Consider the following 26,536-nt stretch of genomic DNA (forward strand, 5'->3'; position numbering starts at 1 on the left):
TCCAGAATTAATAGACGCGAACTTTCGGTTCGATATAATCAACCGTTAGTGGTACTTTACGAACTGGCTTATAAATGATGCGATTGCCTTCAGAATACCATAAGGTATGCTTCATCCACTCGTGGTCATTACGGCCATTTGGTGCGTAATCATCATCTTCTGGACGGTCATAGTCAGACACACTATGAGCACCGCGGCTTTCGTGACGCATTGCCGCTGATACCATTGTCGCTTTTGCCACTTCATATAAGTTAGCCACTTCGAATGCTTCAATGCGCGCTGTGTTAAATACTTGTGATTTATCGGCCAAATGGATTTTTTCAATCTTGTCACCAAGCGCTAAAATCTTCTCAACACCTTCGTCCATCATCGCTTGCGTACGGAACACACTCGCATGCGCTTGCATGGTCGCACGAATCTCGTCAGCCACGTCTTGGGCATTATAGCCTTCGATCGACTGTTGCAGCTTGTCTAAACGACCGACCGTATAATCTAGTACGCGTGGATCTAGAGGCTTATAGTTATGATCGGCATGATGGAATTCATCAACGATATGCTTACCAGCAGCACGACCAAATACCAATAGATCAAGCAGTGAATTCGTACCTAAGCGGTTGGCACCGTGAACACTGACACAAGCACATTCGCCGATAGCATAAAGACCTTTAACCACGTTGCCTTTTGCATATAGACCGTCTTCATCCGTACCTGCTTCTAGATCAGGCTTAATGACTTGACCATGAATAGTGGTTGGAATACCGCCCATCATATAATGAATAGTTGGAATAACGGGAATTGGCTCTTTGGTGATATCGACGTTAGCGAAGTTTTTACCAATCTCAAATACCGATGGCAAACGCTTCATGATGGTTTCTACACCCAAATGCGTCATATCCATTACGATATGGTCAGCGTTTGGACCACAGCCGCGACCTTCTTTGATCTCTTGATCCATAGAACGAGAAACCAAATCACGTGGTGCCAAGTCTTTAACCGTTGGCGCATAGCGCTCCATGAACGCTTCACCATCTTTGTTACGTAAGATTGCGCCTTCACCGCGGCAACCTTCAGTTAACAGTACGCCTGCACCATGAACGCCCGTTGGGTGGAACTGCCAAAACTCCATGTCTTGTAATGGAATACCAGCACGAACGGCCATGCCAATACCGTCACCAGTATTGATATAAGCGTTAGTAGAAGCGGCGAAGATACGACCAGCACCACCTGTCGCTAGGACAGTAATCGGTGACTGGAATACGGCAACCGTACCGGTTTCTTGTTCAAGCGCGATAACACCGTTGATATTACCCGCTTCGTCTTTGATCAAATCAAGCGCAATCCACTCGATAAAGAACTCAGTGCCTTGCTGCAAATTCTTCTGATATAACGTATGTAATAGCGCGTGACCCGTACGGTCAGCTGCAGCACACGCACGTTGTACGGCTTTTTCGCCATAGTTTGAGGTATGACCACCGAACGGACGCTGATAAATCGTGCCGTCTTCGTTACGGTCAAACGGCATACCCATGTGCTCAAGCTCATAGACTACTTTAGGCGCTTCACGGCACATGTATTCAATCGCGTCTTGGTCACCCAACCAATCTGACCCTTTAACGGTGTCATAAAAGTGGAAATGCCAGTTATCATTGCTCATGTTGCCCAAACTTGCGCCGATACCGCCCTGAGCCGCAACCGTGTGCGAACGGGTTGGGAATACTTTGGTCAAAACGGCAACTTTCATGCCTGCTTCTGCCAAATGTAGTGAAGCACGCATACCTGAGCCGCCGCCACCAACGATGACTGCGTCATAGTTTAGCGTCTTAATATTACTAATGGTATTATCTTGTCTAGTTGCCATTACGGTTTTCCTAATGCCTATTAATGCTTAGAAGTAAATAAAAAGGCTGTCTCAAAATCATCCTATTGCTGGACAAAACACTTTATTGTCTTGCCACTATTTGCAATTATCAAAGTGGATGACGCTCACAACCTTTAACCACCTAATTTGCATATCTATCGTTATATTGGGTTCGCTCACTGACTAAACCATAGCGCACCTATTATATAAGTGACTGGCTAAGTCAATGATGTCCAACGCTATGATTGGCTATGACTATTTTTGGCTACTAACGGATGACTTTGACATTTGCTAGTCGCGTCCGTTATTGTTTATAGATAAATCAAGTTACAGATAAATAAATATTATCAATACATAGTCTGTTCAATATAATATGGATACAAGGAAGGCATGTCACCAGAACTACAAATAGTAGACTAAGCGAGCCTGACACCGTATCCAGATTATAGGGGATTGGCTATCGTTAAACAGCAACCACACCGAAACCAGTACCCCAAAAAATCATAATGCCCCAAAATAGAAACACTAAAATAGCGATAATCATCAATGATTGTAGCACTAAGCGTAGACCCGCTGCGCTTGAGCCCAATTTGCCAGTCGTGATATAGTCGGTGAACACGGTCCACATACCAACCCAAGCATGACCAGCTAGGGCAAGTACCGCCACCAAGCTAAATAGGCGCATAGGCAAACTGGTCATGAATGATGACCATTCAAGATAAGTAACCTCGCCGTGCATCAAAAAGAAGCCCAGCAATACCACACTATAAACGGCTAAAACGACAGCGCTAATACGCTGGATAATCCAATCGCGTGAGCCTGAACCTGTCAGACCAGTCGCACTTTTGATTCCTGAATCATTTTTTATCATTAGAACATCACCCATACAAATGACGCGACAATTAGAATTGCTGCAATCACAAAACTAACCATAGACGCAGTGCGGCCAGATTTTAGCTCTTCGTTCATGCCCATATCAGCGAATAAGTGCTTAATACCCATCACAAAGTGATAAGCAATCGCGGCAACAAATATCCATGCTAAGAAGCGCACAAGTACGTTGTCAAATACGGTTTTAAAGCTCTCAGCCGAAGCCAATGAGTTCTGTAGTAACCACAGCATGACAGGAATCAATAAAAATAAAATAATGCCAGAGATACGATGCAAGATAGAGGCGATCGCAATCGGTGAGCGATTAACGCTAATCACTTGGCTTAAAGGCAGATCAATAGGTCGGTTGCTTTTCACAGCGGGCATCCTTTTTGCGGTTATACTCCTGTATCTGCTATCAACGCTTGATATCACTGATGTCGATTAAGCATTGAGCAACACACGAGACGAATAAAGTAAGGAAGAGCTAGCTGACTTCGTTTAGTTTGCGCTAAATATGAAGAAAGGATCGTGGGGTTCAAGGTATTGATAAACTGTTTAATATCGCTCGTCAAATCGACAGGTCTATAAAACAACCCGTCTATTATACAACAAAGAAAATAAACATGAGTAAGATCGATTAACTAGTCTATTTTTACTGGTCATATCAATAAAAACAACGCTACTCCGTCATCGATATCAATACAGCCCTTTTACTAATGACTTAAAAATAGAACAGTTAACAAAAGCATTCAAACCATGGATTACAGATATTGTCTATCAAAACGCTAGTGCGTCGTTGCTCTTGTGCTACTCAGCCATAACCGAGTATGAATAGAAAAACGACACTACATCATGACCACTTATCAATTCGCACAAAGCGAGTGCCAGTTAAGTTCCTACAATTATAAAATGACTGGGCGATAATTACAAATTTATCCCCTAAGTAGTAAAAGGCAAACGCTGGGTTAACAAATAAATAGACAGCGGTCATACGTATTTGCCAAAATTGCTCAATTTTGAGGAAATTTACGCCAAACTCAATTCGTCTACTACGCATACTCTGTCTGTTTTTAACCCGAATATTAATAAAACCTGCTACATTATTATCGTAAAATTCTTTAAAAATTATGCGGATAATGTAGCTGTACTTACTGTCATAAAAACAAGCTTTCTAAGCAAAATAACCAATCAGACATATTTTGATACAAAAATTACAGTGAATAAACACGACTAAACCGTGCCAATTGGTGCTATTGATGGTAAAAGTCTTTTCAAATCATAAGTAATTACTGCTAATATACCCTGCGTATTAAATGAGTTAAATGCATTTTTATGATTTGACTAACGATAGACCGAGGGTATGCGTCTGTCGTAATTTTATTCTAACAAGCTAAAACCAATGGAGAGCAATTTATGGCTGACACTAATGCCAAACTAACCGTCAATGGTAAAGAATACGAGTTTCCTATTATCGAAGGTACTTTAGGGCGTCCAGTTCTAGATATTGCTGCTCTACAAGAATCAGGGTTTTGGTCTTATGACCCTGGTTTTAAAGTAACCGCTCCTGTTGAATCAAAGATTACTTATATTGATGGCGGTAAAGGTGAGCTACTACACCGCGGCTACCCTATCGATCAATTGGCAAACAATGCTGAATATTTAGAAGTGGCTTATGCCTTGATTCATGGCGACTTGCCGAACGCTGAGCAAAAAGCAGATTTCTTTGAAAAAATCCGTAAGCATACGGGTGTTCATGATCAATTGCGCAAGTTCTTTGAAGGCTTCCGCCGTGACGCGCATCCGATGGCCATTATGGTTGGTGTCGTTGGTGCTTTATCCGCGTTTTATCATGAAGCATTAGACGTCAGTAACGAAGAGCATCGTGAAATCACGGCTATCCGTCTAATCGCTAAAATGCCAACGCTTGCTGCGATGAGTTATAAATACTCGCAAGGCGAACCGTTCATGTATCCACGCAATGACTTTAGCTATGCTGAAAACTTCTTATACATGATGTTTGCCACGCCTGCTGATGTTGATTACCAAACCAATGACGTCATCACTCGCGCCATGGACAAAATCTTTACTTTACATGCTGACCACGAGCAAAACGCGTCAACGTCTACGGTACGTCTAGCAGGTTCTACTGGCGCTAACCCTTATGCGTGTATCGCTGCTGGTATCGCCGCCCTTTGGGGACCATCACATGGCGGCGCGAACGAAGCCGTGCTTGAGATGTTAGATGAGATCGGTTCAGTTGAAAATGTGCCTGAATTCATGGAAAAAGTGAAAAGCCGTGAAGTGAAACTGATGGGCTTTGGTCATCGCGTTTATAAAAACTTTGATCCACGCGCACAAGTGATGAAAGAAACTTGTGACGAAGTATTAGGCGCATTGGGCATCAATGATCCTAAGCTTGAGCTTGCCATGGCACTTGAGAAAATCGCTTTAGAAGACCCGTTCTTCGTTGAGCGTAACTTGTATCCAAACGTTGATTTTTACTCGGGCATTATCCTTAAAGCCATCGGTATCCCAACGTCAATGTTTACCGTTATTTTCTCATTGGCTCGTACTTCTGGTTGGATCAGCCATTGGTTAGAGATGCACAGCACACCGTTCAAAATTGGTCGTCCACGTCAGTTATACACTGGTGAAACGCATCGCGACTTCGTTAAAGTTGAAGACCGTAAATAGTCACTTATATTTTAGTTTTTAGAACCATAAAAAATCCCGCCATCGTGCGGGATTTTTTATGGTTCTTTTTTTATGGTTCTTACTGTCTCATTTGATACGGTTAGCCACATTACATTTTATAAAAACCCTATCCGTTACTGAATGAATAACTGGTTGAGTGACAAAATTGCGGCTACTGGAATTCTTTTAGTGTCTGCTCATATTTGGCAATTTGCTCATCATAACCTTTAATGGTGTCATTAAACTTAGTCATAAGCGTCTCAAATTCTTTTTGTTGATTCAGTTTCATCTGCTGCATATCAATCACTTGCTGAGCTTCTATCTGCTCCCAAACCTGATGCTGAATAATCAAACGCGCTAATGCTGGGCTCTTGGCACTGAGCCTACCGGCAATTTCTGCATGCTCAAATAACTGCGGAGCCAATGTTGCGATATTAATTAACGTATCAACATCTTCTGCGCTAAGAGGCGTCGTCACAGGCTGATAAAGCGCTTCCATCGCTTGCTGGTAGCTTTCGATGATTTGATCTTCTGTTAGCATGACAGGCTTACGCGGCTCAAGGCTAATGCGCTTTAACACCGTTAAATCACGCTCGCCAACTTCCGTACTGGTATTGATATCAGCCTCAGCGGAGATATCCACTTCATCATCTGTGGTGTCAGCAGATAGTGAGCTGCTATCAGCTGTGTCGTTGTTATTCTTCATCACGTTATTAGTATTAATATCGCTAGCAGCAGTATCATCATTCAGCAGTAATGAATCCTCACTATCTGAGCTATCAGCGGCTTGTAGGGATTCATACTCTGCTTGTAAACGACGCTGTAGCCTTTGTGCTTGCGCGACATATATAGGCTGAAACTGCTTTATACGGGTAGCAGCAGAATCACTTGGGCGCATAGGCTGACTGTCTTCAGTGCTCGTTTTCTCAACGCTCTGACTGTCTTCTGGCGCAGGTTGAATCTCTGCTTGCTGCTGACAACCACTTAACAGCAATACGCCGCTGAGTGTTGCCGCAAGCAAGGTTGACGAGTGCTGTAAAAGGGTGTTTTTTTGATTGATAGAATCATCAACCACACCTTTACTCATTTTATAATTGGGCTTTTTTGGCAAAAATTTAAACATAAGGGTACGTGTCCTTGTTAAGGCAAAATAATAAAAACCAAAGTCGTCATGGCAATCCATTGCCAATGGATATCACTTCATATTGTCGTCAGACTTCACGATTAAAAATGGAATACAAGCTTCTAATGCTTGACAGTCTTGTCCACGCTGACGACGAATAAAATAATCCTGAACCATACGCGCCTGCTGTTCGATACCGTAGTTAAAGAAGGATTTGCCTGTCTTGATAACATAATCATAACGGCGATCAATAAGTGCACCGCGCACCACTTTTAAGCCTTGCTGTAATTGCCATACATGGGTCAATTCATGTATCAGCCAGCTTTTTTTACTCAATGGAGCATCGCTAAAATCTATTATCCAATCTGCTTGGTTAAAATAAATATGGCCATTAGGACTAACGGCATAATGTTTCAACACCCACCAAGCAGTCTTGAGCTGAACCTCATCGAGATTGATACTGTCGCCAAATACTGAACGCGCCAGCGCTATCTCACCTGTAGTAAGCAAACGTGATTGCTGCTTGGCACTGCGATATAAATAGCGAGCGAACAAGCGCTGCAATATCGGCGGAGACATCATGACGGTAATACCTTATGCCTAACGAATGGATGATCACAAATGATAGGTCGTAAATCGCGCGTGATATCTGCGATCTATCAATGCTGTTGAACCGTTAATAGGGATAAAAGCATAAAAATCAAAGTATTTGGGACATAAGCTGTACACTTGATTGACTTTTATTAACGTAAATCTGCGTTAGCCTATTGTGTATGCCACATACCAAGACACATACCAAATAGCATCTTTATAAATTAGCCTACTTTTACTACTCATGTCTAATATTTATTAGTGCGAAAATCATGCCAAACAGACAGATATAATATTTTTCCATACAAATGATGAATGTAATCTAGGATGTAGTCATTTAGATGCAGCAATAAAAACCCATTAATCACTGTCGTTATGAACTAATTGATAGCTGTTTAAATTGATAATAGAGATTTCTATGCCGCCTAATTTTCATGCTGATACACCCCTTGCCCAGCGTATGCGCCCAACGACACTTGATGCAATCATTGGTCAAGAACATCTACTGGCGGCAGGTGCGCCCTTGCGGCGTTTGGTCGAACAAGGGCATCTGCCATCGATTATTTTGCATGGTGAAGCTGGCATCGGCAAAACGACTATTGCCATGCTGTTGGCTGATGCTGTTGGCAGACCTTTTCATGCCTTGTCTGCCTTGAATACTGGGGTCAAACAGCTGCGAGAAGTGTTAGACAATAAGGACTCATTGGCATTTGAATCGCCAGTGGTTTTTATCGATGAGATACACCGCTTTAACAAGGCTCAGCAGGATGCCTTACTGGGCGCGGTCGAATCTGGTGATATTACCTTGATTGGTGCGACAACTGAAAACCCTTCTTTTAGTGTCAATAATGCTCTGCTATCACGTTGCCAAGTGTATCGTTTAGAGCCACTGACGCCTGAGCAAATCAGTGCGGTATTGCAAAGGGCAATTTCAGAAGATTCAGTTCTGAAGAGTTTGACGGTTGATTTACAAGCACAGGACACTATCAGCCAACTTGCGCATGGCGATGCTAGAAAGGCGCTAAATTTATTAGAGCTGGCTATTCAAACGGCGGACACTAAGCAATCACCGCTCGTCATTAACGATGAATTGGTCGCCCGTGTCGCTCAGACCGCGCTGGTACGCTATGACAAAGATGGCGAGCAGCATTACGATATTATCTCGGCGATGATAAAGTCCGTACGTGGCTCAGACCCTGATGCCGCGCTTTATTGGATGGCGCGGATGTTAGTTGGCGGTGAGCCTGCCGATTTTATCGCGCGGCGTTTGGTCATCTTGGCCAGTGAAGATATTGGTAATGCCAACCCTAATGCTTTATTGCTTGCCGATGCAGCATTACGTAGTGTGCAATCAATTGGTATGCCAGAAGCGCGTATTATCTTGGGGCAAGTAGTGGTTTATCTGGCGACCAGTGCCAAAAGTAACAGCACTTATAAAGCCATCAACGCTGCGATGGCGTTAGCAGAAAAAGATGCCTCTCCAGTACCGCTACACCTACGTAATGGCGTGACCAAACTGATGCGTAATCAAGGCTATGGTCAAGGTTACGCCTATCCACACGATTATCCCAATCACTATTATCCGCAAAGCTATTTGCCAGACAATTTAGTTGATACCAGCTTTTATGAATTTGCTGACAACCAGCGCGAGCAACACAGTAAACAGTTTATGGATTGGCTAAAAAGCCAAGCAGCCAGCAACGACTGATGGCTCGCAATATAGGTTAGCACATTGCTTACTATGTCATTGAATACGTGAATCGGCTTTACCATTAATAATACTTATCACTATATTTGACAGACTAGTCCATATAGTTTTGAGATGAATCAGCACAGTGGGCTGAAAAGCGTTAAAATGTCCTCATATTGATATATGAGCAATGATTCCATAATGTCTGTCTACGGTGGATCAATTTAATCCAATGCACTTTGCCTAACCGCAACAGCGCCCTGTAGCATCTACTGCTACAATAGACAGAGAATGCTTTATATTTCCCATCACACCTATCTATAAATAATAAAATATTGAGACTTACTATGAGTTTAAATACGATTCCTGAGATTATCGAAGACATTCGTGCTGGCAAGATGGTCATCTTGATGGATGATGAAGACCGTGAAAATGAAGGTGATATCATTATGGCAGCGACCCATGTGCGCCCTGAAGATATTAACTTTATGATTACTCATGCACGTGGTTTGGTCTGCTTGACCTTGTCACAAGCACGCTGTCAACAGTTAGCATTGCCGCTGATGTCTGATCGTAACGAGGCAAAATTTAGTACCAACTTTACGGTTTCTATCGAAGCCGCTGAAGGCGTTACGACAGGTATCTCTGCTGCTGATCGCGCTCGTACGATTCAAGCCGCGGTTTCTTCTTCGGCAAAACCTGAAGACATCGTCCAGCCTGGACATATCTTCCCAATCATGGCTCAAAATGGTGGCGTCTTGCATCGCGCTGGGCATACAGAAGCTGGTTGTGATTTAGCACGCCTAGCAGGGCTTGAGCCCGCAGCAGTGATTGTCGAAATCATTAATGCTGATGGTACGATGGCGCGCCGTGATGACCTTGAGATATTTGCCGAAGAGCATGGCATCAAGATGGGTACAATTGCTGACCTCATCAACTACCGCATCGCGAACGAGCAAACGGTAGAAGAAATTGAGTCGCGTCCTTTTGAAACGGAATACGGCACCTTTACGCTACATCGCTTCCGCGAATTTGGCGCTGATGAAACGCATTTGGCTTTGGTAAAAGGCGATGTGAGCGAAGGCGTCAGCACCGTCCGTGTCCATGGTTTTCACCCACTACGCGACTTGTTTGCTGCCAAAAATGATATGACGGGTCGTAGTGGCTGGAGCGTGCGCTCAGCACTGGAGGAAATCAGTAATTCAGATCGCGGCGTATTAGTTTGGATTGGTAGCAACCAGCCAATAGATTTAGGAGAGGCGTTAGACAAAGCGGCAGACAATGAGTCGCAATCGACCATTACTCAGCAGCCGTATCGCAGCATTGGTGTTGGCGCACAGATTTTGCGTCATTTAGGCGTTCGTGATATGCGTTTATTATCATCACCCATGAAGTTTTACGCATTATCAGGCTTTGACTTGAACGTCATCGATTTCGTACATGCGCCAAAGCAAGATTAGTGTTTGACTGTTTGATTAGATACCAGTCAAATAGTAAAAGGCACGCTAACGTTACGTTAGCGTGCCTTTTTTTCATTTATTTAATATTCAGTGCTAAAGCTTTGGTATATGACCAACTTTTGCTTCTAATGCCAATAGCCGAGCGCGCTCTTCCTCTGTCCAAGCTAACTTACGCTTTCCCTCACTATCGAGCCGTACCACGACTGCCTCAGCCGTCGCGACGATGGCCGCTTGCGCGGTGCTATAGTAGCTGTATTCCATCACGATACTCGTATTCCCTAAACGCTGACAGCGCACTCCTAATAGCAAAGTATCAGGATAAGTCACTGGGCGTAAATACTGGCAGCTAGATTGTGCCAATACCGTCACCATACTGCCATCAAACATACCTAGCGCCTGCAAATAGCCAATTCGTGCTGATTCAGCGTAACGGTAATAAATCACGTTATTTAAATGGTTAAACGCATCCATCTCGCCCCAGTGAATGGGCTGGTGATGAATAATGGGATAATGAGACAATTCGTCAGGATGATTATCTGCGATATTAGAGGCTGCATGTGCTGCTTGATTCAAACTGTTCATAACGTCATTTCTCTTATTTTTATATTCATAAATCTATCCATCAACATCCACTGAACCACTAACGCTGAGATTTATCCAAAATCTGAGTGGTCAACAATGGCGTTGGTTTCGGTGCATTGGCAATCAATTTATCTAACCAATCTATGACTTCTGCGATATTTGTCGGAGAGGATCTGGTTTGTAGGTTCTTGTCGGTAGAGGTTTGCTTTTTGTCTACGGACGCAGCATTAGAGGTACTTTCAGTATTAGTCATGGCTGCCTTTGGCGCTGACTCTTGAGGAATAGCAGACTTCGGCACCAAGGTTTGTAGTTGATTTCGTGCTTGACGCAGATAACCAATCAGCTGCTCTTGTTCGCGCATATTACTGGCTTGACTGGCCAGATTTAAGGTCATAATCACTTCGTGAATGGTCAGTTGTTTGCGCGAGAGGCTCATATTATTATCAGCGCTATTGTGCGGTGTCGCCTCGCTACTCACACGCTCATAGCTGTGCAAAAACTCTTGAATATTTTGGATGGCGAGGTTTTGTAGCTGCCAAGGACTGGGCTGAGTGCTGCTCGCCTGCAAACGTTCGATGTCTTTCATCAAGCTTTGTTTGATCACAACCGTTAGCGCTGGAGCAATCTCATTGCTGCTTTGCGAAAGCTGCCAGTGTAGACCACGCAACAAATCAATCGCTGCACTGTCGTTATTGTCTGCCAACAATCTATCAGCGGCTTGTATCTGAATACGCAATAAATCTAACTGGTTTTGCGCTTGGCTACTGGCGGCAGATCGAGGCTCTGGCAGCGTCTGCTGACTCATCGCAAATAGACGGTCATCCATCTCATTCAAACGGCTGACGACTTGCTCGTTGCTTTGCAAACGCTCATTAACACTATGCTGGAAACGCTGCTGGCTGATGTAGAGCCACAATAGAGCGGCGATAAGCAACAAGATAACCAGCCACTGCAGGCGCAACAAAAACACATTTGCTTGTCGGCGCTGCTGAGTAGCAGAAGGTTCCTGAGATAACGATTCAGAATTGATTGACATAAGGCAGCACCGTTATTTTGGTTAAAACAGGTTTAAAGCGAATAAATAAAAAGTGAAACGTAATAGATAAGGACAGGTCATCGGTTGGTACATTTATACATTCAAGAGGCTTTAGCATGGATAGCAGCAAGAATGGTTTCTGGCGCCAAATCTTCTACACGCCAATAACTTAACTGCTGCTCAGCGACCATATTGGCTAAACGCTCACCCAACACCACATAAGAAAAGTCTGACAATTTATAGGGCAAAATAGCGGGGGTTTCTCTGGCTGTTTCTTGCTTTAATGCCTTTTCTGCTACAGCCCGAACGACGCTTTCCCAATGCTCAAAGGCTGTACCGCTACTGACCACAACGATTGGCTTTGGCTGACTAGCTGATGTATCTTGCATACCATTGCGAGCTAAAACCCCTTGTAGCCACTGCTCGTATTGAGTCATCGCCTCGACTGGCATTATGCGCTCATACCAAGCAATGCTATCGATATGCACACCGCGTGCCAGCAACGTATCGACCAATAATCGCCTACCACCCAATCCGCGCCACACGAGCAACTTGTCACCTGCTTGCAAACGCTCAATCTCAGGCATCGCTAGCATACCTTCGTTATTGGCAATGTGAGGCTGAAGCACTTGGTAATTCGTTGCCTCGATTTTGGCATGATTTAATACTGACGCAGTCGCTTCACCCACGGCAATCAAGTAGCTCGGAGCTTGCAGAGCATTAATTGCTATATCTTTTCGCTCACCGTCATTATCATCGTCATGGTTTTGAGCTTGACGCTTATCTTCAAGCGCTTGCCAAACAGCCAGTCCTGAAGCGGCCGCCGTTGGGCTAACAATCACAAGCGCCTTATAATCGCCTGCTAGCCACTGGCGCATCAGCGTCATGTCTTGCTCAGTCGTTGGGCGCGATTGTAACGTCAACATCGGTATCTCTACCACCGTCAGCCCTGCTGCTTGTAGATGATCTGTCAATGCAGCGGCACGCTCCACTGGGCGAGTATTGATGACTACTTGCGTGGGTGATGACTCATTATTTGATTGACTGTTAGCAATAAGCTGGGCGTGATTTAATGTTGATGACATAGACGTACCATGACAAAAGACTGATAGAATTGGCTTAACGATAGCCCTAGCATCAATAATACTGGGGCTATGACTAAGATAATCAAAATACTGGCCTGTTATTCAGGATGATAAATCGCGGATAAGATATCACCCGCGCCATCGGCAAGCAGTATATTGGCAACATCAATACCAAGCTGATTAGCCTGTACTTCTTGCTCGGCTTGTGTGCCAATCAACGTGACGCGTTTTTCTGCTTTTAGCAGCTCGCTGCCATCCGCTTGACCGACGCGGCCACGTAGCCATAACACATTGCCGTTGTCGTTATTGCCATTGTCACTGTTATCATCATTGTTGCTGCTCGTTTCATCCGCCATTTGTAACACGGCATAAGCGGCGATCGGCACTTGGCAGCCACCCTCTAAGTGATGGTTCAGCGCGCGCTCAGCAATGAGGCGGATACGAGCTTTATCATCATTCAGTGGTGCCAGTAATTTTAACACCTCATCATCACCTTCACGGCATTCAATCGCTAAGGCGCCTTGACCAACCGCAGGCAGGCAGGCATTGATATCAAGCTCGCCGCGTATGCGCTCATCCAGCTCGATACGCTGCAAACCACTGGTTGCTAAAATAATCGCATCATACTCGCCAGCATCCAGCTTGCCCAAACGTGTACCGACGTTACCGCGTAAGGTTTTGATTTGTAGGTCTGGGCGATAGGCTTTAAGCTGACACTGACGACGCAAACTTGACGTGCCAACGACTGCCCCTTGCGGCAATTCATCAATACTATTATAGGTGTTAGACACAAAAGCATCAGTCGGTGAGGCGCGTTTGCAATAGACGCCCAGCATCAAGCCTTCAGGAAGCTGCATCGGTACGTCTTTTAATGAATGTACCGCGATGTCCGCTTGTTTGTCGTATAGCGCTTGCTCAAGCTCTTTGACAAACAAACCTTTACCGCCAATTTTAGCCAAAGGTGTGTCCAAAATCTTGTCACCCTTAGTGACAATTTTTAGCAAGTTAATCGTCAATTCAGGATACAAATCTAGTAGACGAGCACGGATATGCTCAGCTTGCCATAATGCTAAAGGGCTCTGACGCGTGGCGATATTCAAGGTAGTCAAAGCAGTTTGCTGCGGATTGCTCATAAAGGGCCTCAATAAATTCGATACTGTTTACGTCAGTACTATGCAGGTCAGTATTAGACAATACTGCAAATTTTCCACAAAAAATGGGCGATATAAACCATATATAGTCAATGCTGACGCAAAAAAATACCCCTATTTAAGCATAAATAAGGGTTTGATGATATGGGATGATTATTTCACGGTTATTTTGCTGTTATTTCACTATGCAAACCGCAGCTTACATACTTTGAATCTTGTCACGTAATGCAGGTAAGTGACGGCGGCTAACCGCGAGTGTCTCATCAATGCCTTTAAAGCGTATTTGATATTGTCCTGCATCCAACGTTTCTAAAAAGTCCAAAAAGCTAAGGTTGATGATGGCATTACGGTGTACTCGAAACAGCCGATCCTCAAATTCTTGTTCAAGCTCTTTTAGCGTCTCATCAATCAGGACAATGCCATCTTTGTGACGGACTTTGACGTACTTTTGATCGGCGGTAAGATAATAGATATCTTTGAGCTTGATGAGCTCAACGCCTCGGTGAGTACGAGCAGCGATATGCTCACGTACTGGACGCGCTGTTGGGTCTTCGAGTTTACGAATCTCATTTAACTGCGCCGCGTTCAAATTTTTCGCTTTATCTAGTGCTTCTAGCAACTCATCTTTATTGGCAGGCTTTAATAAATAACCAATCGCATTGGCTTTTAGCGCGGCAATGGCATAATGATCATAAGCGGTGACAAATATAATAGCTGGCGGATGCTCAAGCTTGGCAAGCTCTTGCGCACAGCGCACCCCATCCATCTCAGGCATACGAATATCTAATAATATGATGTCTGGCTGCTGAGTTTTGACAGCGATAATGGCTTCTGCACCCGTGGTTGCTTGAGCAACGACTTGATGACCTGACTCCTGTACAATTCTAACCAAACGCTCACGTGCTAGTGGCTCATCATCACAAACTACGATACGCATGCAAACTCCAATCCCAGGATAAACTTAGTATTTTTTTCAATGGCCTTACCAACATATTAGCACTCATTACCAATCACTTAGCATAAAAACCTTTAATTATTTCATAAAACAATAACTGGCTATATTGACGTTGATAGTCTTATGCATTGAGTTTTATTGCGATGCATTTATCGATAATAATTTTTATGGGGAATCATGGCTAAATATAAAGTAAAACAACCCATTAGCTATAAAGATGGTGCAATAAGTATGCCATACCTATTTATTGAGAAATAAAATACAAAATTAAGCCAAAAAAAAATGGTCATAAACTAACATCTTGCAGCGGATAGTCGATGACAGTAATAATTTGACTACTGGTAACGCTACTTTTAATATCCGCACTTTGGCCGAAATAAGCCCGTAAGCGTTCCGCTTGAATATAAAAATTCATGTGCTGACGTAAATCATGGTTAATAATCATGGTTTTTTTCGGCAGCTCGACACCAATCGTAATCACAACCCGATGCTGCTGCCAAGTGACTCTAATATTGATATAAATGGTTTCAGTGGTCATCTCCACCACATTCAGCAGCATTTTTTCTAGCACGCTCTGTAAGGTCAAGGCGGTAATCACCATGTCATACATGACATCTTCGTCAGGCAATTGCCAACTCACTTCAAGCTTATCCGCTAAGCGGCTAGACTCAATCGCTAGATAGTGCTCACAAAGAGCAATTTCTTCTTCAAAGCTAATCTCTCGTGCCCCATTGAAACTGGCGCGGAATAAGGCAGAAACGTGCTGTAATAAAGCGGAAGCTCTTGCTGGATTGGACTCTATCAGTGACACAAGGGTATTAATGGTATTAAAGAAAAAATGCGGAGCGATTCGTGCTTTGATCACATCGTTTTGTGCACTCAATTTCTGCTCAAAAGATTGTTTGAGCGCATTCGTCTCACGATAACGACGTAAAAAATACAGTAAGAACACTAAGGTAAAGCCACCACTAATCATTACATCAAACAATATATTTAGAATAAAAGTTTGACGATCATATTCAAACCAACCAACATTAATCATCACCAGCATGACTAAGATCATGGATATGATGGAGGTAATCATTAGTAAGGCAAGCACATACATGCTGGCTTTAGGTATGCTCATGCCCTTAAAAATGGGGCGCAAATAATCAATGATGTATAACGCAGGAATAATGTTTAAGGTGTTTTGCAGGACTCTGCTGAACAGCTGAATCAAAAAATCTGACCACGTGGCAATATCATAGCGATTCGTCACCGTGACAAATAGCGACCAAAAAAAGATATAAATGAACCACTGCCAAGGCTTCATGACTTCCATGAGCTTAGGAATAAAAAACTCTAAGCGCTCCGCTAGTAAGGCAACCTCATCCTTTGCTATACTTGAGCTCTTATTCTGCTGACTTGTCTTGTACCGATATGAACGCCAATTCTTCAAAACCTAGTAGTCCCGAATCAAATGTAAACCCATCTGTCTCTGATTCTAGCACAGATGCTCCGATAACAAATAACGCTGCACAAAACAACCCTGTAAGCAGCCCTTCAAACAGCCAAGGCCAGCAGATGTGGGGCGGACGCTTCAGTGAAGCGACGGACAGCTTTGTCGCTGCCTTCACCGCCTCTGTTGGCTTTGACCAACGCTTTGCGCGTCACGATATTCAAGGCTCAATCGCCCACGCGACCATGCTTAAAGAATGTGACATTTTGACCGCTGACGAAGTAGCCACCATTATTTATGGTCTGCATCAGGTACTGCGCGAGATTGAGGCTGGCGAGTTTAAATGGTCAATCGCGCTAGAAGACGTGCACATGAATGTTGAGTCGCGCTTGACTGACATCATCGGTGCAGTTGGTAAAAAACTGCATACAGGTCGTAGCCGTAACGATCAGGTTGCCACCGATATTCGTCTTTGGCTACGCGAAGAGACTGATAATATCATTGCCTTATTAGTACGCTTGCAAAGTGGTTTGCTTGATTTGGCTGAGCAGCATACGGACACTATTATGCCCGGCTTTACGCATTTACAAACGGCGCAGCCAGTGAGCTTTGGTCATCACGTCATGGCGTGGTTTGAGATGTTATACCGCGATACCGAACGTCTGGTCGATGCGCGCCGCCGTATTAATCAGATGCCACTTGGTAGTGCTGCCCTTGCTGGCACGACATTCCCCATCGATCGTACCATTACTGCTGAGCTGTTAGGTTTCGAAGGTATTTGCCAAAACTCGCTTGATGCCGTCTCAGATCGTGACTTTGCGATTGAATTTACCTCAGCCGCTTCTATCTTGATGATGCATATGTCACGGATGAGCGAAGAGATTATCCTATGGATGTCAGCGCAGTTTAACTTTGTGCAAATCCCTGATCGCTTTTGTACTGGCTCCTCTATCATGCCGCAAAAGAAAAATCCTGATGTACCAGAGTTGGTGCGCGGTAAAGCGGCACGTGTCTTTGGGCAATTAATGACACTATTAAGTCTAATGAAGAGTCAGCCACTGGCTTATAATAAAGACAACCAAGAAGACAAAGAGCCACTGTTTGATTGCGTCGATACCCTCACCGGCTGTTTATTGGCTTTTGCTGATATGCTACCGAATATCACCCCAAATAAAGAAAACATGCGCGCTGCCACAATGAAAGGCTATGCTACTGCCACTGACCTTGCAGATTATTTGGTACGTAATGGTGTGGCTTTCCGTGATGCGCATGAAGTGGTCGGTAATGCCGTTGCTTTGGGTATTGCCGAGGGCGTTGATTTGAGTGATTTATCATTGGCACAGCTCAAACAATTTAGCGATGCAATCGGTGATGATGTCTTTGAATATTTAACGTTAGAAGGCTCATTAGCAGCCCGTGACCACTTAGGTGGTACAGCGCCAAATCAAGTTAAGCAAGCCGTTGCTCGCGGTCGTAGCCGTTTAGAGGTATTCGCGTAAAAGCGCATTGTTGACCAGACAGCTTCTACCATAAAAAACACCCGCCCCTGCTGCGGGTGTTTTTGATACCATGATGAGGTAAAGTCAATTCAGCTAATAATATTTAAGTCACTTATGCTGAATAAGTGCTAACTAATACCATTCACAGAAATTAGAGTAGCAAGGAAAACGAGTGAAAGTACTACGTCTTGTAGGCTAAGCGAGTTTGACACAGCTAATCTTACTTTTTGGGTTTGGTATAACTATTCTCATGAGTGATTCAATAACATATTTTTATAATAACCAAACCATAATAAGGAACGCCTTATGACTGAGACTTTTAATCCACAAGCCAATACGGTATTTTGCCGTAAATATCAGCAAGAATTGCCAAAAATGCCGCACCCGCCTTTCCCTAATAAAAAAGGTCAGGAGCTACAAGAAACCGTATCTGACAAAGCGTGGAAAGAATGGCTTGAACAGCAAACGATGCTGATTAACGAAAATCATCTAAGTATGTTAGATCCTGCTGCCAAAAAATTCCTCACCGAACAACGAGATAAATTTTTAGATAATGAAGATTATGAGCGTGCACAAGGTTGGACGCCAGAGAGCTAGTTATTTTTTATTATTGCCACAATATAAAAAACGCGCTATTTAATATCGCGCGTTTTTTTGGATGTAAAATTTACGATGAACTGTTTTTTTCAGCCCTCATCACCGTTTGAGTCTACAAAATCCGTGGCTGACTTGACGGCAGGTTTAGTGGCAGACAGGGTGCTGACTTGGCGCGCCGCCATACGGTCATTGGCTTCTTGCACCGCTTTTTCTACCAGCGCATAGTCGGAATGACGCACATCTTGCCCACTAATATAGTTAATCACCAGTTCTGCAATATTTTGTGCATGATCGCCTACCCGCTCAAGCGCGCGCAATACCCACATAATATTAATGACTTTTGAAACGTGCCGTGAATCTTCCATAATATAGGTCATCAAAGCACGGATGGCTGACTGATACTCATCATTGACCATGCTATCGTTACGCATGACCTCAAACGCTTGCTCAGCATTCGATTGGCTAAATGCCTCTAGTGCATTGTGTAGCATGAGACGCACTTGATTGCTAAGATGTTGAACTTCTGCATAACCATACGACAGTTTACCTTGTGCCGCAATTTTTTTGGCCATCTGAGCAATTTTGACGGCTTCATCACCGATGCGTTCTAAATCAACCACGCCTTTACTGATGGACATGACCAAGCGTAAATCACTGGCGGCGGGCTGACGTTTGGCGACCAATAGCAAGATATGCTCATCCAACTCGACTTCCATTCGATTGATATCAAAGTCCATATCAATCACCTCTTGCGCCAGTGTCTCATTTTTATCGATAAGCGCATGGATCGCTTTCGCCACTTGGTTGGCCGCGCTATCGCCCATGTATAAAAACAAACGGATAGCTTCATCAAGATCTTGGTCAAAACTTTTGGAGATATGCTTATCGCTTTGCATAAGAGGTATTCCCTAAAATCCATATTTTGGTAGCGCGGTGTGGCTGTTGAGTCGAACAGATTGGCTCACGATATCTTATTGAACGTATCGAGCACGTCGTCCTTGCTCAGACCGCGATGTTAGCCATAACGACCGGTAATATAATCTTCCGTGGCGGTTTGGGCAGGCTTGGTAAATATCTGGTCGGTCTCGCCCATCTCAATCATATCGCCTAAGTACATATAGACGGTGTAATCTGACACTCGTGCAGCCTGTTGCATATTATGCGTAACGATGGCAATGGTGTAATCCTGTTTTAAGTCTTCAATCAAATCTTCGATAGCACCTGTCGAGATAGGGTCAAGCGCTGATGTCGGCTCATCAAGCAGCAATACTTCAGGCTTGGTCGCGACGCTACGCGCAATACACAAGCGTTGCTGCTGACCGCCTGATAACGAAAGCCCTGATGCTTTGAGCTTGTCTTTTACTTCTGGCCATAATGCAGATTTTTTGAGTGCCCACTCTACCCGATTGTCTAGCTCAGCCTTGCTCAACTTTTCATAAAGGCGTACTCCAAAGGCGACATTGTCATAGATTGACATCGGGAACGGGGTTGGTTTCTGAAAGACCATACCGACTTGGGCGCGTAGCAAATTAACATCGACATCTTTGCCCAAGATATTGTTGCCATCAAGATTAATATTGCCTTCTGCCCGCATCCCTGGATATAAATCATACATCCGATTAAAGGTACGCAACAGCGTCGATTTGCCGCAACCTGAAGGACCAATGAAAGCAGTGACTTTTTTATCAGGAATATCGATATTGATATTTTTTAGCGCCTGAAAGTCACCATAATAAAAATTCAGATCCCGAATTTGCATTTTTGCTGCAGGCATGTTTTTGGGAATATCATGAAGCGTCTGTTTGGTTAGGCTGGCAATATCTGGCTGCTCCATTTGTGCTGCTGTCGACATCGGTCTGTTTAATAAACTGTCTGTTGTTGGATTAAATTTATCTGCCGCATTGAATTTATCGACAGGCTTTTTTGTACGGATTTTGCTCATGACGTCATTCATAATATGTTCCAATCCAGCTCAATGAATATAAATGGAAGTAAATGCTCGAGGTAATCTAGGACAAGCCTTAATTTACCATCAGCCTTTATTTAGCCTGACCTCTACTACCGATAAACCTTGCCAAAATATTTAATACCAAGACAGAGGTCGTGATTAGCAACGCTGCCGCCCACGCTAAGGTATGCCAGTTATCATAAGGACTCATCGCAAACTGATAGATGGTATTGGGCAAGTTGGCAATAGGCTGACCCATATCGGTACTGAAATACTGGTTGTTAAGCGCCGTAAATAGCAACGGTGCTGTCTCACCGGTGATTCGAGCAAATGCCAGTAACACGCCAGTGGTCAGTCCTGCTCTCGCGGCCTTAATCGTTACTTGAGTCACCATTTTCCACTTGGGTGTGCCAAGTGCGTAAGCCGCTTCACGAATGCTATTAGGAACCAGATTGAGCATATTCTCAGTGGTACGTACGACCACAGGAATAACGATTAATGCCAATGCCAACGCGCCTGCCCAACCAGAGAAACTTTGACCTTTTACCATCAATGCATAAATAAAAAGACCAATCACAATCGAGGGTGCGGATAACAAAATATCATTTAAGAAACGCGTTACCTTGCCAAGCATACTGCCTTGAGCGAACTCGGATAAATAAATACCGGTCATAAGACCAATAGGGGCACCGATAAACAATCCTGAAAACGCGAGCATTACTGAACCGACAATGGCGTTACGCAGCCCGCCCGCACTCATCGGTGGCGGTGTGTCAGCAGTAAAAATAGGCAGCTGCACAATACCTTGAAAGCCTTCAACAAATAACGTCAACAAAATCCAAAACAACCAAAACAGTCCAAAAACCATCGCCGACATGGCAAAGCCTAGACCTAATTTGTTGGTCAAACGGCGCTTGTTATAAAGACTTTGGTTGTAGCGGTTAGCGCTGTTTGGCTGAGTCGGTAGTGGTGCATTGATCGCAGCCATACTATTTATTTCCCATATCTTTTATCAATATCCATCAATGTTTATCGACGTCCAATAAATCCGTAAAAGACCTATCGAGATTGTCAAACGACTACCGATTGCCTGCCTTGTGATCCATGCTCATGAGCATGAGTTTTGCTAGAGATAGTACAATGAAGGTGATGACAAATAAGATTAAGCCTAAATGTAATAAAGAAGCCAAATGTAGCTCACTCGACGCTTCGGCAAACTCGTTAGCCAATGCTGAGGTAATAGTGACACCTGAGGTAAACAGACTCGGACTGATGTTAAAGGCATTACCAATCAAGAAAGTCACTGCCATCGTCTCACCCAATGCCCGACCCAGTCCTAAGATAACGCCACCAACCACGCCAGCTTTGGTATACGGCAGGATAATCTTAAACATCACTTCCCACGTCGTCGCGCCCATACCATATGCTGATTCTTTAAGCAGGTCTGGCACGACCGAAAAAACATCTCGCATGGTGGCGGCGATAAATGGAATAATCATAATGGCGAGTACAAGGGATGCCGTAAACATACCCAGTCCCATTGGTGCACCCGTAAATAGCTTACCGATGATAGGCAATGGCCCTATATGCTCGATAAACCATGGCTGAATGTGATCACCGAAGAAAGGCGCAAAGACAAACAAACCCCACATACCGTAAATGATAGAAGGGATACCCGCTAATAACTCAATGGCAATACCAAGTGGTTTTTTGAGGAATGTTGGGCACATCTCGGTCAAAAATATGGCAATGCCAAAACTGATTGGTACTGCAATGAGAATAGCTATAAATGACGTTACTAGCGTGCCATAAATAGGGGCAAGAGCACCGTATTCATTGGCGACCGTATCCCAATTATTACTGGTATAAAATCCAAGACCAAATGTTTGAATGCTCGGCCACGCTCCAATGATCAAGGAGACTAAAATGCCGCCCAACGATAAGAGTACTAATATGGCAAAAGCCTTAGTAGCATTCACAAACAATAAGTCATAGCGCTTTTGTTTAGCCAGTTGGGACCTTAAATCATTCATAAGTGTCTCAGCATTAAATAGAATCAAGTCAAAATAGTAGAAGCATTCATTCGGTTTTATCACAACAAACTTGTCATCAAATTTGCTGTGATAAAACCTCTCAAATAACTACCGGAGAATAGTTTTTCGAGAGGATAGTTAGAAAATTATTGACTCATGATTAGCATGGATAGGTTACTGAGCAGGTTTATAAACAGGCTGTCCATCACTGCCTTTTACCTCGTTCCATTTTTCCTTGAATAAGGCAACCGCTGCATCAGAGAATGGTACGTAATCGAGTGCCATGGCATCATCGTCGCCTTGGGTATAAGCCCAATCAAAGAAGTTCAACACGCCAGCCACTTGCTGAGGATTCTCTGGTTGCTTATGTACCAAGATAAAGGTCGCAGCAGCGATCGGCCATGCTTGCTCAGTCTCAGAGTTGGTGATGACTTTATAAAAGCCTGCTTGTTTTGACCAGTCGATATCACCTGCCGCAGCAAATGTCTCAGCAGATGGCTGAACGACGTTGCCAGCAGCGTTTTTCAATGCAGTATGTGACATGTTGTTTTGCTTGGCATAAGCATACTCAACGTAGCCGATAGAGTTTTTCATACGGTTGACGTAGCTTGAAACCCCTTCGTTACCTTTACCGCCAGCACCAGTCGCAGACGTTGGCCATTTGACTGTTTTATCAACACCAACTGTGTCTTTCCAGTCTGGTGAAACTTTGGCTAGATAATCCGTAAAGTTAAACGTTGTCCCTGAACCGTCTGAGCGGAATACTGTCGTAATAGCGGCATCTGGCAAGGTCAAATCTGGGTTCATGGCTTTGATGGCTGGGTCATTCCAATTGCTAATCTTACCCAAATAGATTTCTGCCAACATTGCACCGTCTAATTTCAACGCGCCCGGCTCGACACCGTCAATGTTAACGATTGGCACGACGCCACCGATAACCGTCGGAAACTGAATCAAGCCTGCTGCATCTAGCTCTTCAGGCGTCATCGGCGCGTCAGACGCCCCAAAATCGACTGTCTTTGATTCGATTTGTTTGATACCACCAGAAGAGCCAATCGACTGGTAATTGACTTGACCACCGGTAGCAGCGTTGTAGTCGTAAGACCATTTAGCATAGATAGGCTGCGGGAACGATGCCCCTGCACCCGTGATATTCATAGCGATATTCTCAGCAGATTTAAAACCTGCTGCAGAAGCAGAGGTTGTCTGAGTGGTTGCTTCAGTGGTGGTGACAGCGCTACTGCTATCCGTAGCTGGCTCTGTCGTTTCAGTCGATTTATTACATGCCGTAAGCACTAATGTACAACTAACGGCCACTGCTAATAACGAATAACGCATGTAGGACTCCTAAAGTTTAACAACGATACAAAAAAGTATTGTTTGTGACATGCGTGCTATCTTGCCAAATCTTTATGACAGTTTAATGACAACCTCCAGAATCTTTCATTCGCTTTACATAATATTTAGATAAGCTATCTACAGCTCAGTAATATCAAGTGATTTCAATCACTGGTACTCTAGAGTCGTTCTCATAAAAACATCGAACCTCAAAATCAACGCCTGATATTTTCATCTAAATATCATTAGCCCTCATTGCAGAACTTTGTTAGTATTGAGTTGATTTACAACACTGACAGACTCGGGGTGCGGTGTATTATCGACTCACTTTTAAGCTTTCTTTATTAAAGTAGTCGCCTTTATACATTCGCTGAGAGATCACCCGCCGAACCTGATGCGGTTAGTACCGACGCAGGGAAGTCTTAAGCACTTTGTTATTTATGGCAAAGGACGTGCAGAAATGCCTTTTTTATCCTCATTACTACCTTAATATGCGTGATGTACTATTAAGTAGTGAAGACTGATATAAAGCTGCGTCCAACGTTTGATGAGCATCATCCGCGACTATGTTTTTTGGTCGTAGGCTGATGCTCATGAGCTGAATTTGTCTGGATCACAGATGCTACCCCCGCAGCTACTGGCGGTGTTGCTTTTATTCAAAAACCAACACGCTAGGACAGCATATGACAACTTTATTAGCCACTTCTCCTTCTCAAAAACCTTCTAAGACAGACGCGTTAAAGACCCCTGCTCACCGCAGTGCTAGTGATGCTCGTTTCGAAGAAGACGCTCGCGATTTACACCGCATACTCCCCGCCTCCCGTAAAGTCTATATCGAAGGCTCTAGATCCGATATTCAAGTACCCATGCGTGAAATCACGCTTGATCCTACCCCTGTACAAGGCGTTTCTGAGAACGAATGGGAACAGAACCCACCATTTTATGTTTATGACACATCAGGCGTTTATACCGATCCCAACGTCGAGATTGATTTGACCAAAGGCTTACCAAAGCTTCGTGAAGGTTGGATTGCTGAGCGCGGTGATACCGAACAGTTAAGCGGACTGTCTAGCTCTTACGGAATGGCACGCGCCCGCGATATCAGTACTGCCAATTTACGATTTGCTCATATCGACAAACCTCGCCGCGCCAAAGATGTCGATGGCAAAGCTGGCAACGTCACGCAGATGTACTATGCACGCCGCGGCATCATCACCCCAGAAATGGAATATATCGCCATTCGCGAAACGCAAAAGCAGCATGAGCTGACCGATATGCGTCAGCATGACGGTGAGAACTTTGGCGCTAATACGCCTGCGATTATCACCCCTGAATTTGTCCGCAGTGAAGTGGCTGCTGGGCGCGCCATTATCCCAAATAACATTAACCATCCAGAATCTGAGCCAATGATTATTGGGCGCAACTTTTTGGTTAAAATTAACGCCAATATTGGTAACTCAGCGCTGGGTTCGTCTATCGATGAAGAAGTGTCTAAAATGACATGGGCCACACGTTGGGGTGCGGATAACATTATGGATTTATCTACGGGCAATCATATTCATGAAACGCGTGAATGGCTGATTCGTAACTCGCCCGTACCAATTGGTACGGTGCCAATTTATCAAGCGCTAGAAAAAGTCGATGGCGTGGCTGAAGATTTAACGTGGGAGATATTCCGTGATACGCTGATTGAGCAAGCAGAGCAAGGTGTCGATTACTTTACAATTCACGCCGGTGTGCTGCTGCGGTATGTGCCGCTAACTGCTGGACGCTTAACGGGCATCGTCTCGCGTGGCGGATCTATCATGGCGCAGTGGTGCATGTTTCATAATAAAGAGAGCTTTTTATATACTCATTTTGAAGACATTTGTGAAATCATGAAGCAGTACGATGTGGCGTTTAGTCTAGGCGATGGCTTACGTCCAGGTTGTTTGCAAGATGCCAATGACGAGGCGCAATTTGGTGAGCTGCGTACTCTTGGCGAGTTGACCCAAGTGGCGTGGAAGCATGACGTACAGGTCATGATTGAAGGTCCCGGTCACGTAGCAATGAACCGTATTAAAGAAAATATGGACTTGCAGTTAGAAGTTTGTGCCGACGCGCCTTTTTATACCTTGGGACCATTAACGACTGATATCGCACCCGGTTATGACCACATCACCAGTGCGATTGGCGCGGCAATGATTGGCTGGTTCGGTACGGCCATGCTGTGCTATGTCACGCCAAAAGAGCATTTAGGTCTGCCTAATAAAAAAGATGTTAAAGACGGTATCATCACCTATAAAATCGCTGCTCATGCCGCCGACCTTGCCAAAGGACATCCGGGCGCACAAGCTCGTGATAATGCGTTATCTAAAGCCCGATTTGAATTCCGCTGGGACGACCAGTTCAATCTGGCGCTCGACCCAGATACCGCACGCGAATTTCATGATGAAACCTTACCCAAAGACGCGCATAAGACGGCGCACTTTTGCTCGATGTGTGGACCTAAGTTTTGCTCAATGAAGATCACTCAGAACGTGCGGGATTATGCGGCAGGGCTGAAAAGTAAAGAAGCTTAAAACTTTATAGACAATAGCTTTTAA

At 44.2% G+C, this 26,536-nt stretch carries 22 protein-coding genes and 1 riboswitch; of the genes, 6 read left to right on the forward strand and 16 right to left on the reverse strand.

Annotated features, from left to right (window positions below):
• Nucleotides 1–7 precede the first annotated feature (7 nt).
• The 3 genes from sdhA to sdhC all read right to left on the reverse strand — a co-directional run bounded on the left by sdhA (nucleotide 8) and on the right by sdhC (nucleotide 3,115).
• Nucleotides 8–1,858, reverse strand: coding sequence for a succinate dehydrogenase flavoprotein subunit (gene sdhA, locus ACI2JM_RS01445; protein ID WP_404641575.1), 1,851 nt, complete (start codon nucleotides 1,856–1,858; stop codon nucleotides 8–10).
• Between the two features lie 463 nt (nucleotides 1,859–2,321).
• Nucleotides 2,322–2,708 carry a succinate dehydrogenase, hydrophobic membrane anchor protein gene (gene sdhD, locus ACI2JM_RS01450; protein WP_404641714.1) on the reverse strand — a complete coding sequence of 129 codons (387 nt, stop codon included), beginning with the start codon at nucleotides 2,706–2,708 and terminating at the stop codon, nucleotides 2,322–2,324.
• A gap of 20 nt (nucleotides 2,709–2,728) precedes the next feature.
• The gene (sdhC, locus tag ACI2JM_RS01455; protein WP_404641577.1) at nucleotides 2,729–3,115 is read right to left on the reverse strand and encodes a succinate dehydrogenase, cytochrome b556 subunit; all 387 of its coding nucleotides are present in this window, start codon (nucleotides 3,113–3,115) and stop codon (nucleotides 2,729–2,731) included.
• 1,029 nt (nucleotides 3,116–4,144) lie between these two features.
• On the opposite strand from sdhC, the gene gltA reads away from it, so the two are divergent.
• Nucleotides 4,145–5,425 (forward strand): citrate synthase, encoded by a 1,281-nt coding sequence (gene gltA / locus ACI2JM_RS01460; RefSeq protein ID WP_055123667.1) that lies wholly within the window; start codon nucleotides 4,145–4,147, stop codon nucleotides 5,423–5,425.
• 172 nt (nucleotides 5,426–5,597) lie between these two features.
• Here the strand turns inward: gltA and ACI2JM_RS01465 are convergent, their stop codons facing one another.
• Both ACI2JM_RS01465 and ACI2JM_RS01470 read right to left on the reverse strand, forming a co-directional pair.
• Nucleotides 5,598–6,548 (reverse strand): hypothetical protein, encoded by a 951-nt coding sequence (locus ACI2JM_RS01465; RefSeq protein ID WP_404641579.1) that lies wholly within the window; start codon nucleotides 6,546–6,548, stop codon nucleotides 5,598–5,600.
• Between the two features lie 72 nt (nucleotides 6,549–6,620).
• Nucleotides 6,621–7,127 carry a type IV secretion protein Rhs gene (locus ACI2JM_RS01470; RefSeq protein WP_404641716.1) on the reverse strand — a complete coding sequence of 169 codons (507 nt, stop codon included), beginning with the start codon at nucleotides 7,125–7,127 and terminating at the stop codon, nucleotides 6,621–6,623.
• 430 nt (nucleotides 7,128–7,557) lie between these two features.
• Here ACI2JM_RS01470 and ACI2JM_RS01475 point away from each other — a divergent pair, with 430 nt between their 5' ends.
• The gene (locus tag ACI2JM_RS01475) at nucleotides 7,558–8,847 is read left to right on the forward strand and encodes a replication-associated recombination protein A (RefSeq protein WP_404641581.1); all 1,290 of its coding nucleotides are present in this window, start codon (nucleotides 7,558–7,560) and stop codon (nucleotides 8,845–8,847) included.
• Between the two features lie 329 nt (nucleotides 8,848–9,176).
• A complete protein-coding gene (ribBA, locus tag ACI2JM_RS01480) occupies nucleotides 9,177–10,289 on the forward strand; it encodes a bifunctional 3,4-dihydroxy-2-butanone-4-phosphate synthase/GTP cyclohydrolase II (protein ID WP_055123670.1) in 1,113 nt (370 codons plus the stop codon).
• 93 nt (nucleotides 10,290–10,382) lie between these two features.
• On the opposite strand, the gene ACI2JM_RS01485 is transcribed toward ribBA, so the two are convergent.
• The 6 genes from ACI2JM_RS01485 to ACI2JM_RS01510 form a co-directional block, all read right to left on the reverse strand.
• Nucleotides 10,383–10,871 (reverse strand): acyl-CoA thioesterase, encoded by a 489-nt coding sequence (locus tag ACI2JM_RS01485; RefSeq protein WP_404641583.1) that lies wholly within the window; start codon nucleotides 10,869–10,871, stop codon nucleotides 10,383–10,385.
• 58 nt (nucleotides 10,872–10,929) lie between these two features.
• On the reverse strand, nucleotides 10,930–11,907 hold the full coding sequence (locus tag ACI2JM_RS01490) for a hypothetical protein (protein WP_404641585.1): 978 nt from the start codon (nucleotides 11,905–11,907) through the stop codon (nucleotides 10,930–10,932).
• A gap of 101 nt (nucleotides 11,908–12,008) precedes the next feature.
• Nucleotides 12,009–12,992, reverse strand: a complete 984-nt coding sequence (locus tag ACI2JM_RS01495) for a uroporphyrinogen-III synthase (protein WP_404641587.1) — start codon at nucleotides 12,990–12,992, stop codon at nucleotides 12,009–12,011.
• 98 nt (nucleotides 12,993–13,090) lie between these two features.
• The gene (gene hemC, locus ACI2JM_RS01500) at nucleotides 13,091–14,125 is read right to left on the reverse strand and encodes a hydroxymethylbilane synthase (protein WP_404641589.1); all 1,035 of its coding nucleotides are present in this window, start codon (nucleotides 14,123–14,125) and stop codon (nucleotides 13,091–13,093) included.
• A 217-nt stretch (nucleotides 14,126–14,342) separates the two neighbouring features.
• On the reverse strand, nucleotides 14,343–15,080 hold the full coding sequence (locus ACI2JM_RS01505; RefSeq protein ID WP_404641591.1) for a LytR/AlgR family response regulator transcription factor: 738 nt from the start codon (nucleotides 15,078–15,080) through the stop codon (nucleotides 14,343–14,345).
• Between the two features lie 304 nt (nucleotides 15,081–15,384).
• A complete protein-coding gene (locus tag ACI2JM_RS01510; protein WP_404641593.1) occupies nucleotides 15,385–16,536 on the reverse strand; it encodes a sensor histidine kinase in 1,152 nt (383 codons plus the stop codon).
• A 125-nt stretch (nucleotides 16,537–16,661) separates the two neighbouring features.
• Here ACI2JM_RS01510 and argH point away from each other — a divergent pair, with 125 nt between their 5' ends.
• Nucleotides 16,662–18,035 carry an argininosuccinate lyase gene (gene argH, locus ACI2JM_RS01515; RefSeq protein WP_404641718.1) on the forward strand — a complete coding sequence of 458 codons (1,374 nt, stop codon included), beginning with the start codon at nucleotides 16,662–16,664 and terminating at the stop codon, nucleotides 18,033–18,035.
• A 306-nt stretch (nucleotides 18,036–18,341) separates the two neighbouring features.
• The gene (locus ACI2JM_RS01520; protein WP_045443086.1) at nucleotides 18,342–18,632 is read left to right on the forward strand and encodes an oxidative damage protection protein; all 291 of its coding nucleotides are present in this window, start codon (nucleotides 18,342–18,344) and stop codon (nucleotides 18,630–18,632) included.
• Nucleotides 18,633–18,721: 89 nt separating this feature from the next.
• Here the strand turns inward: ACI2JM_RS01520 and phoU are convergent, their stop codons facing one another.
• From phoU to pstS, 5 genes are all read right to left on the reverse strand, one after another.
• Nucleotides 18,722–19,528, reverse strand: coding sequence for a phosphate signaling complex protein PhoU (gene phoU, locus ACI2JM_RS01525; RefSeq protein WP_055123676.1), 807 nt, complete (start codon nucleotides 19,526–19,528; stop codon nucleotides 18,722–18,724).
• A gap of 119 nt (nucleotides 19,529–19,647) precedes the next feature.
• Nucleotides 19,648–20,574 carry a phosphate ABC transporter ATP-binding protein PstB gene (gene pstB, locus ACI2JM_RS01530; RefSeq protein ID WP_087814967.1) on the reverse strand — a complete coding sequence of 309 codons (927 nt, stop codon included), beginning with the start codon at nucleotides 20,572–20,574 and terminating at the stop codon, nucleotides 19,648–19,650.
• A 97-nt stretch (nucleotides 20,575–20,671) separates the two neighbouring features.
• The gene (pstA, locus tag ACI2JM_RS01535; protein ID WP_404641596.1) at nucleotides 20,672–21,568 is read right to left on the reverse strand and encodes a phosphate ABC transporter permease PstA; all 897 of its coding nucleotides are present in this window, start codon (nucleotides 21,566–21,568) and stop codon (nucleotides 20,672–20,674) included.
• A 91-nt stretch (nucleotides 21,569–21,659) separates the two neighbouring features.
• Entirely contained in the window at nucleotides 21,660–22,613 is a 954-nt protein-coding gene (pstC, locus tag ACI2JM_RS01540) for a phosphate ABC transporter permease subunit PstC (RefSeq protein ID WP_404641598.1), read from the reverse strand.
• 174 nt (nucleotides 22,614–22,787) lie between these two features.
• A complete protein-coding gene (pstS, locus tag ACI2JM_RS01545; protein WP_404641599.1) occupies nucleotides 22,788–23,951 on the reverse strand; it encodes a phosphate ABC transporter substrate-binding protein PstS in 1,164 nt (387 codons plus the stop codon).
• 292 nt (nucleotides 23,952–24,243) lie between these two features.
• Nucleotides 24,244–24,386: riboswitch (TPP riboswitch) on the forward strand.
• 248 nt (nucleotides 24,387–24,634) lie between these two features.
• On the opposite strand from pstS, the gene thiC reads away from it, so the two are divergent.
• Nucleotides 24,635–26,512, forward strand: coding sequence for a phosphomethylpyrimidine synthase ThiC (gene thiC, locus ACI2JM_RS01550; RefSeq protein WP_404641601.1), 1,878 nt, complete (start codon nucleotides 24,635–24,637; stop codon nucleotides 26,510–26,512).
• Nucleotides 26,513–26,536: the final 24 nt, after the last annotated feature.

Source organism: Psychrobacter sp. NPDC064578 (assembly GCF_044901245.1).
Lineage (GTDB): Bacteria > Pseudomonadota > Gammaproteobacteria > Pseudomonadales > Moraxellaceae > Psychrobacter > Psychrobacter cibarius_C.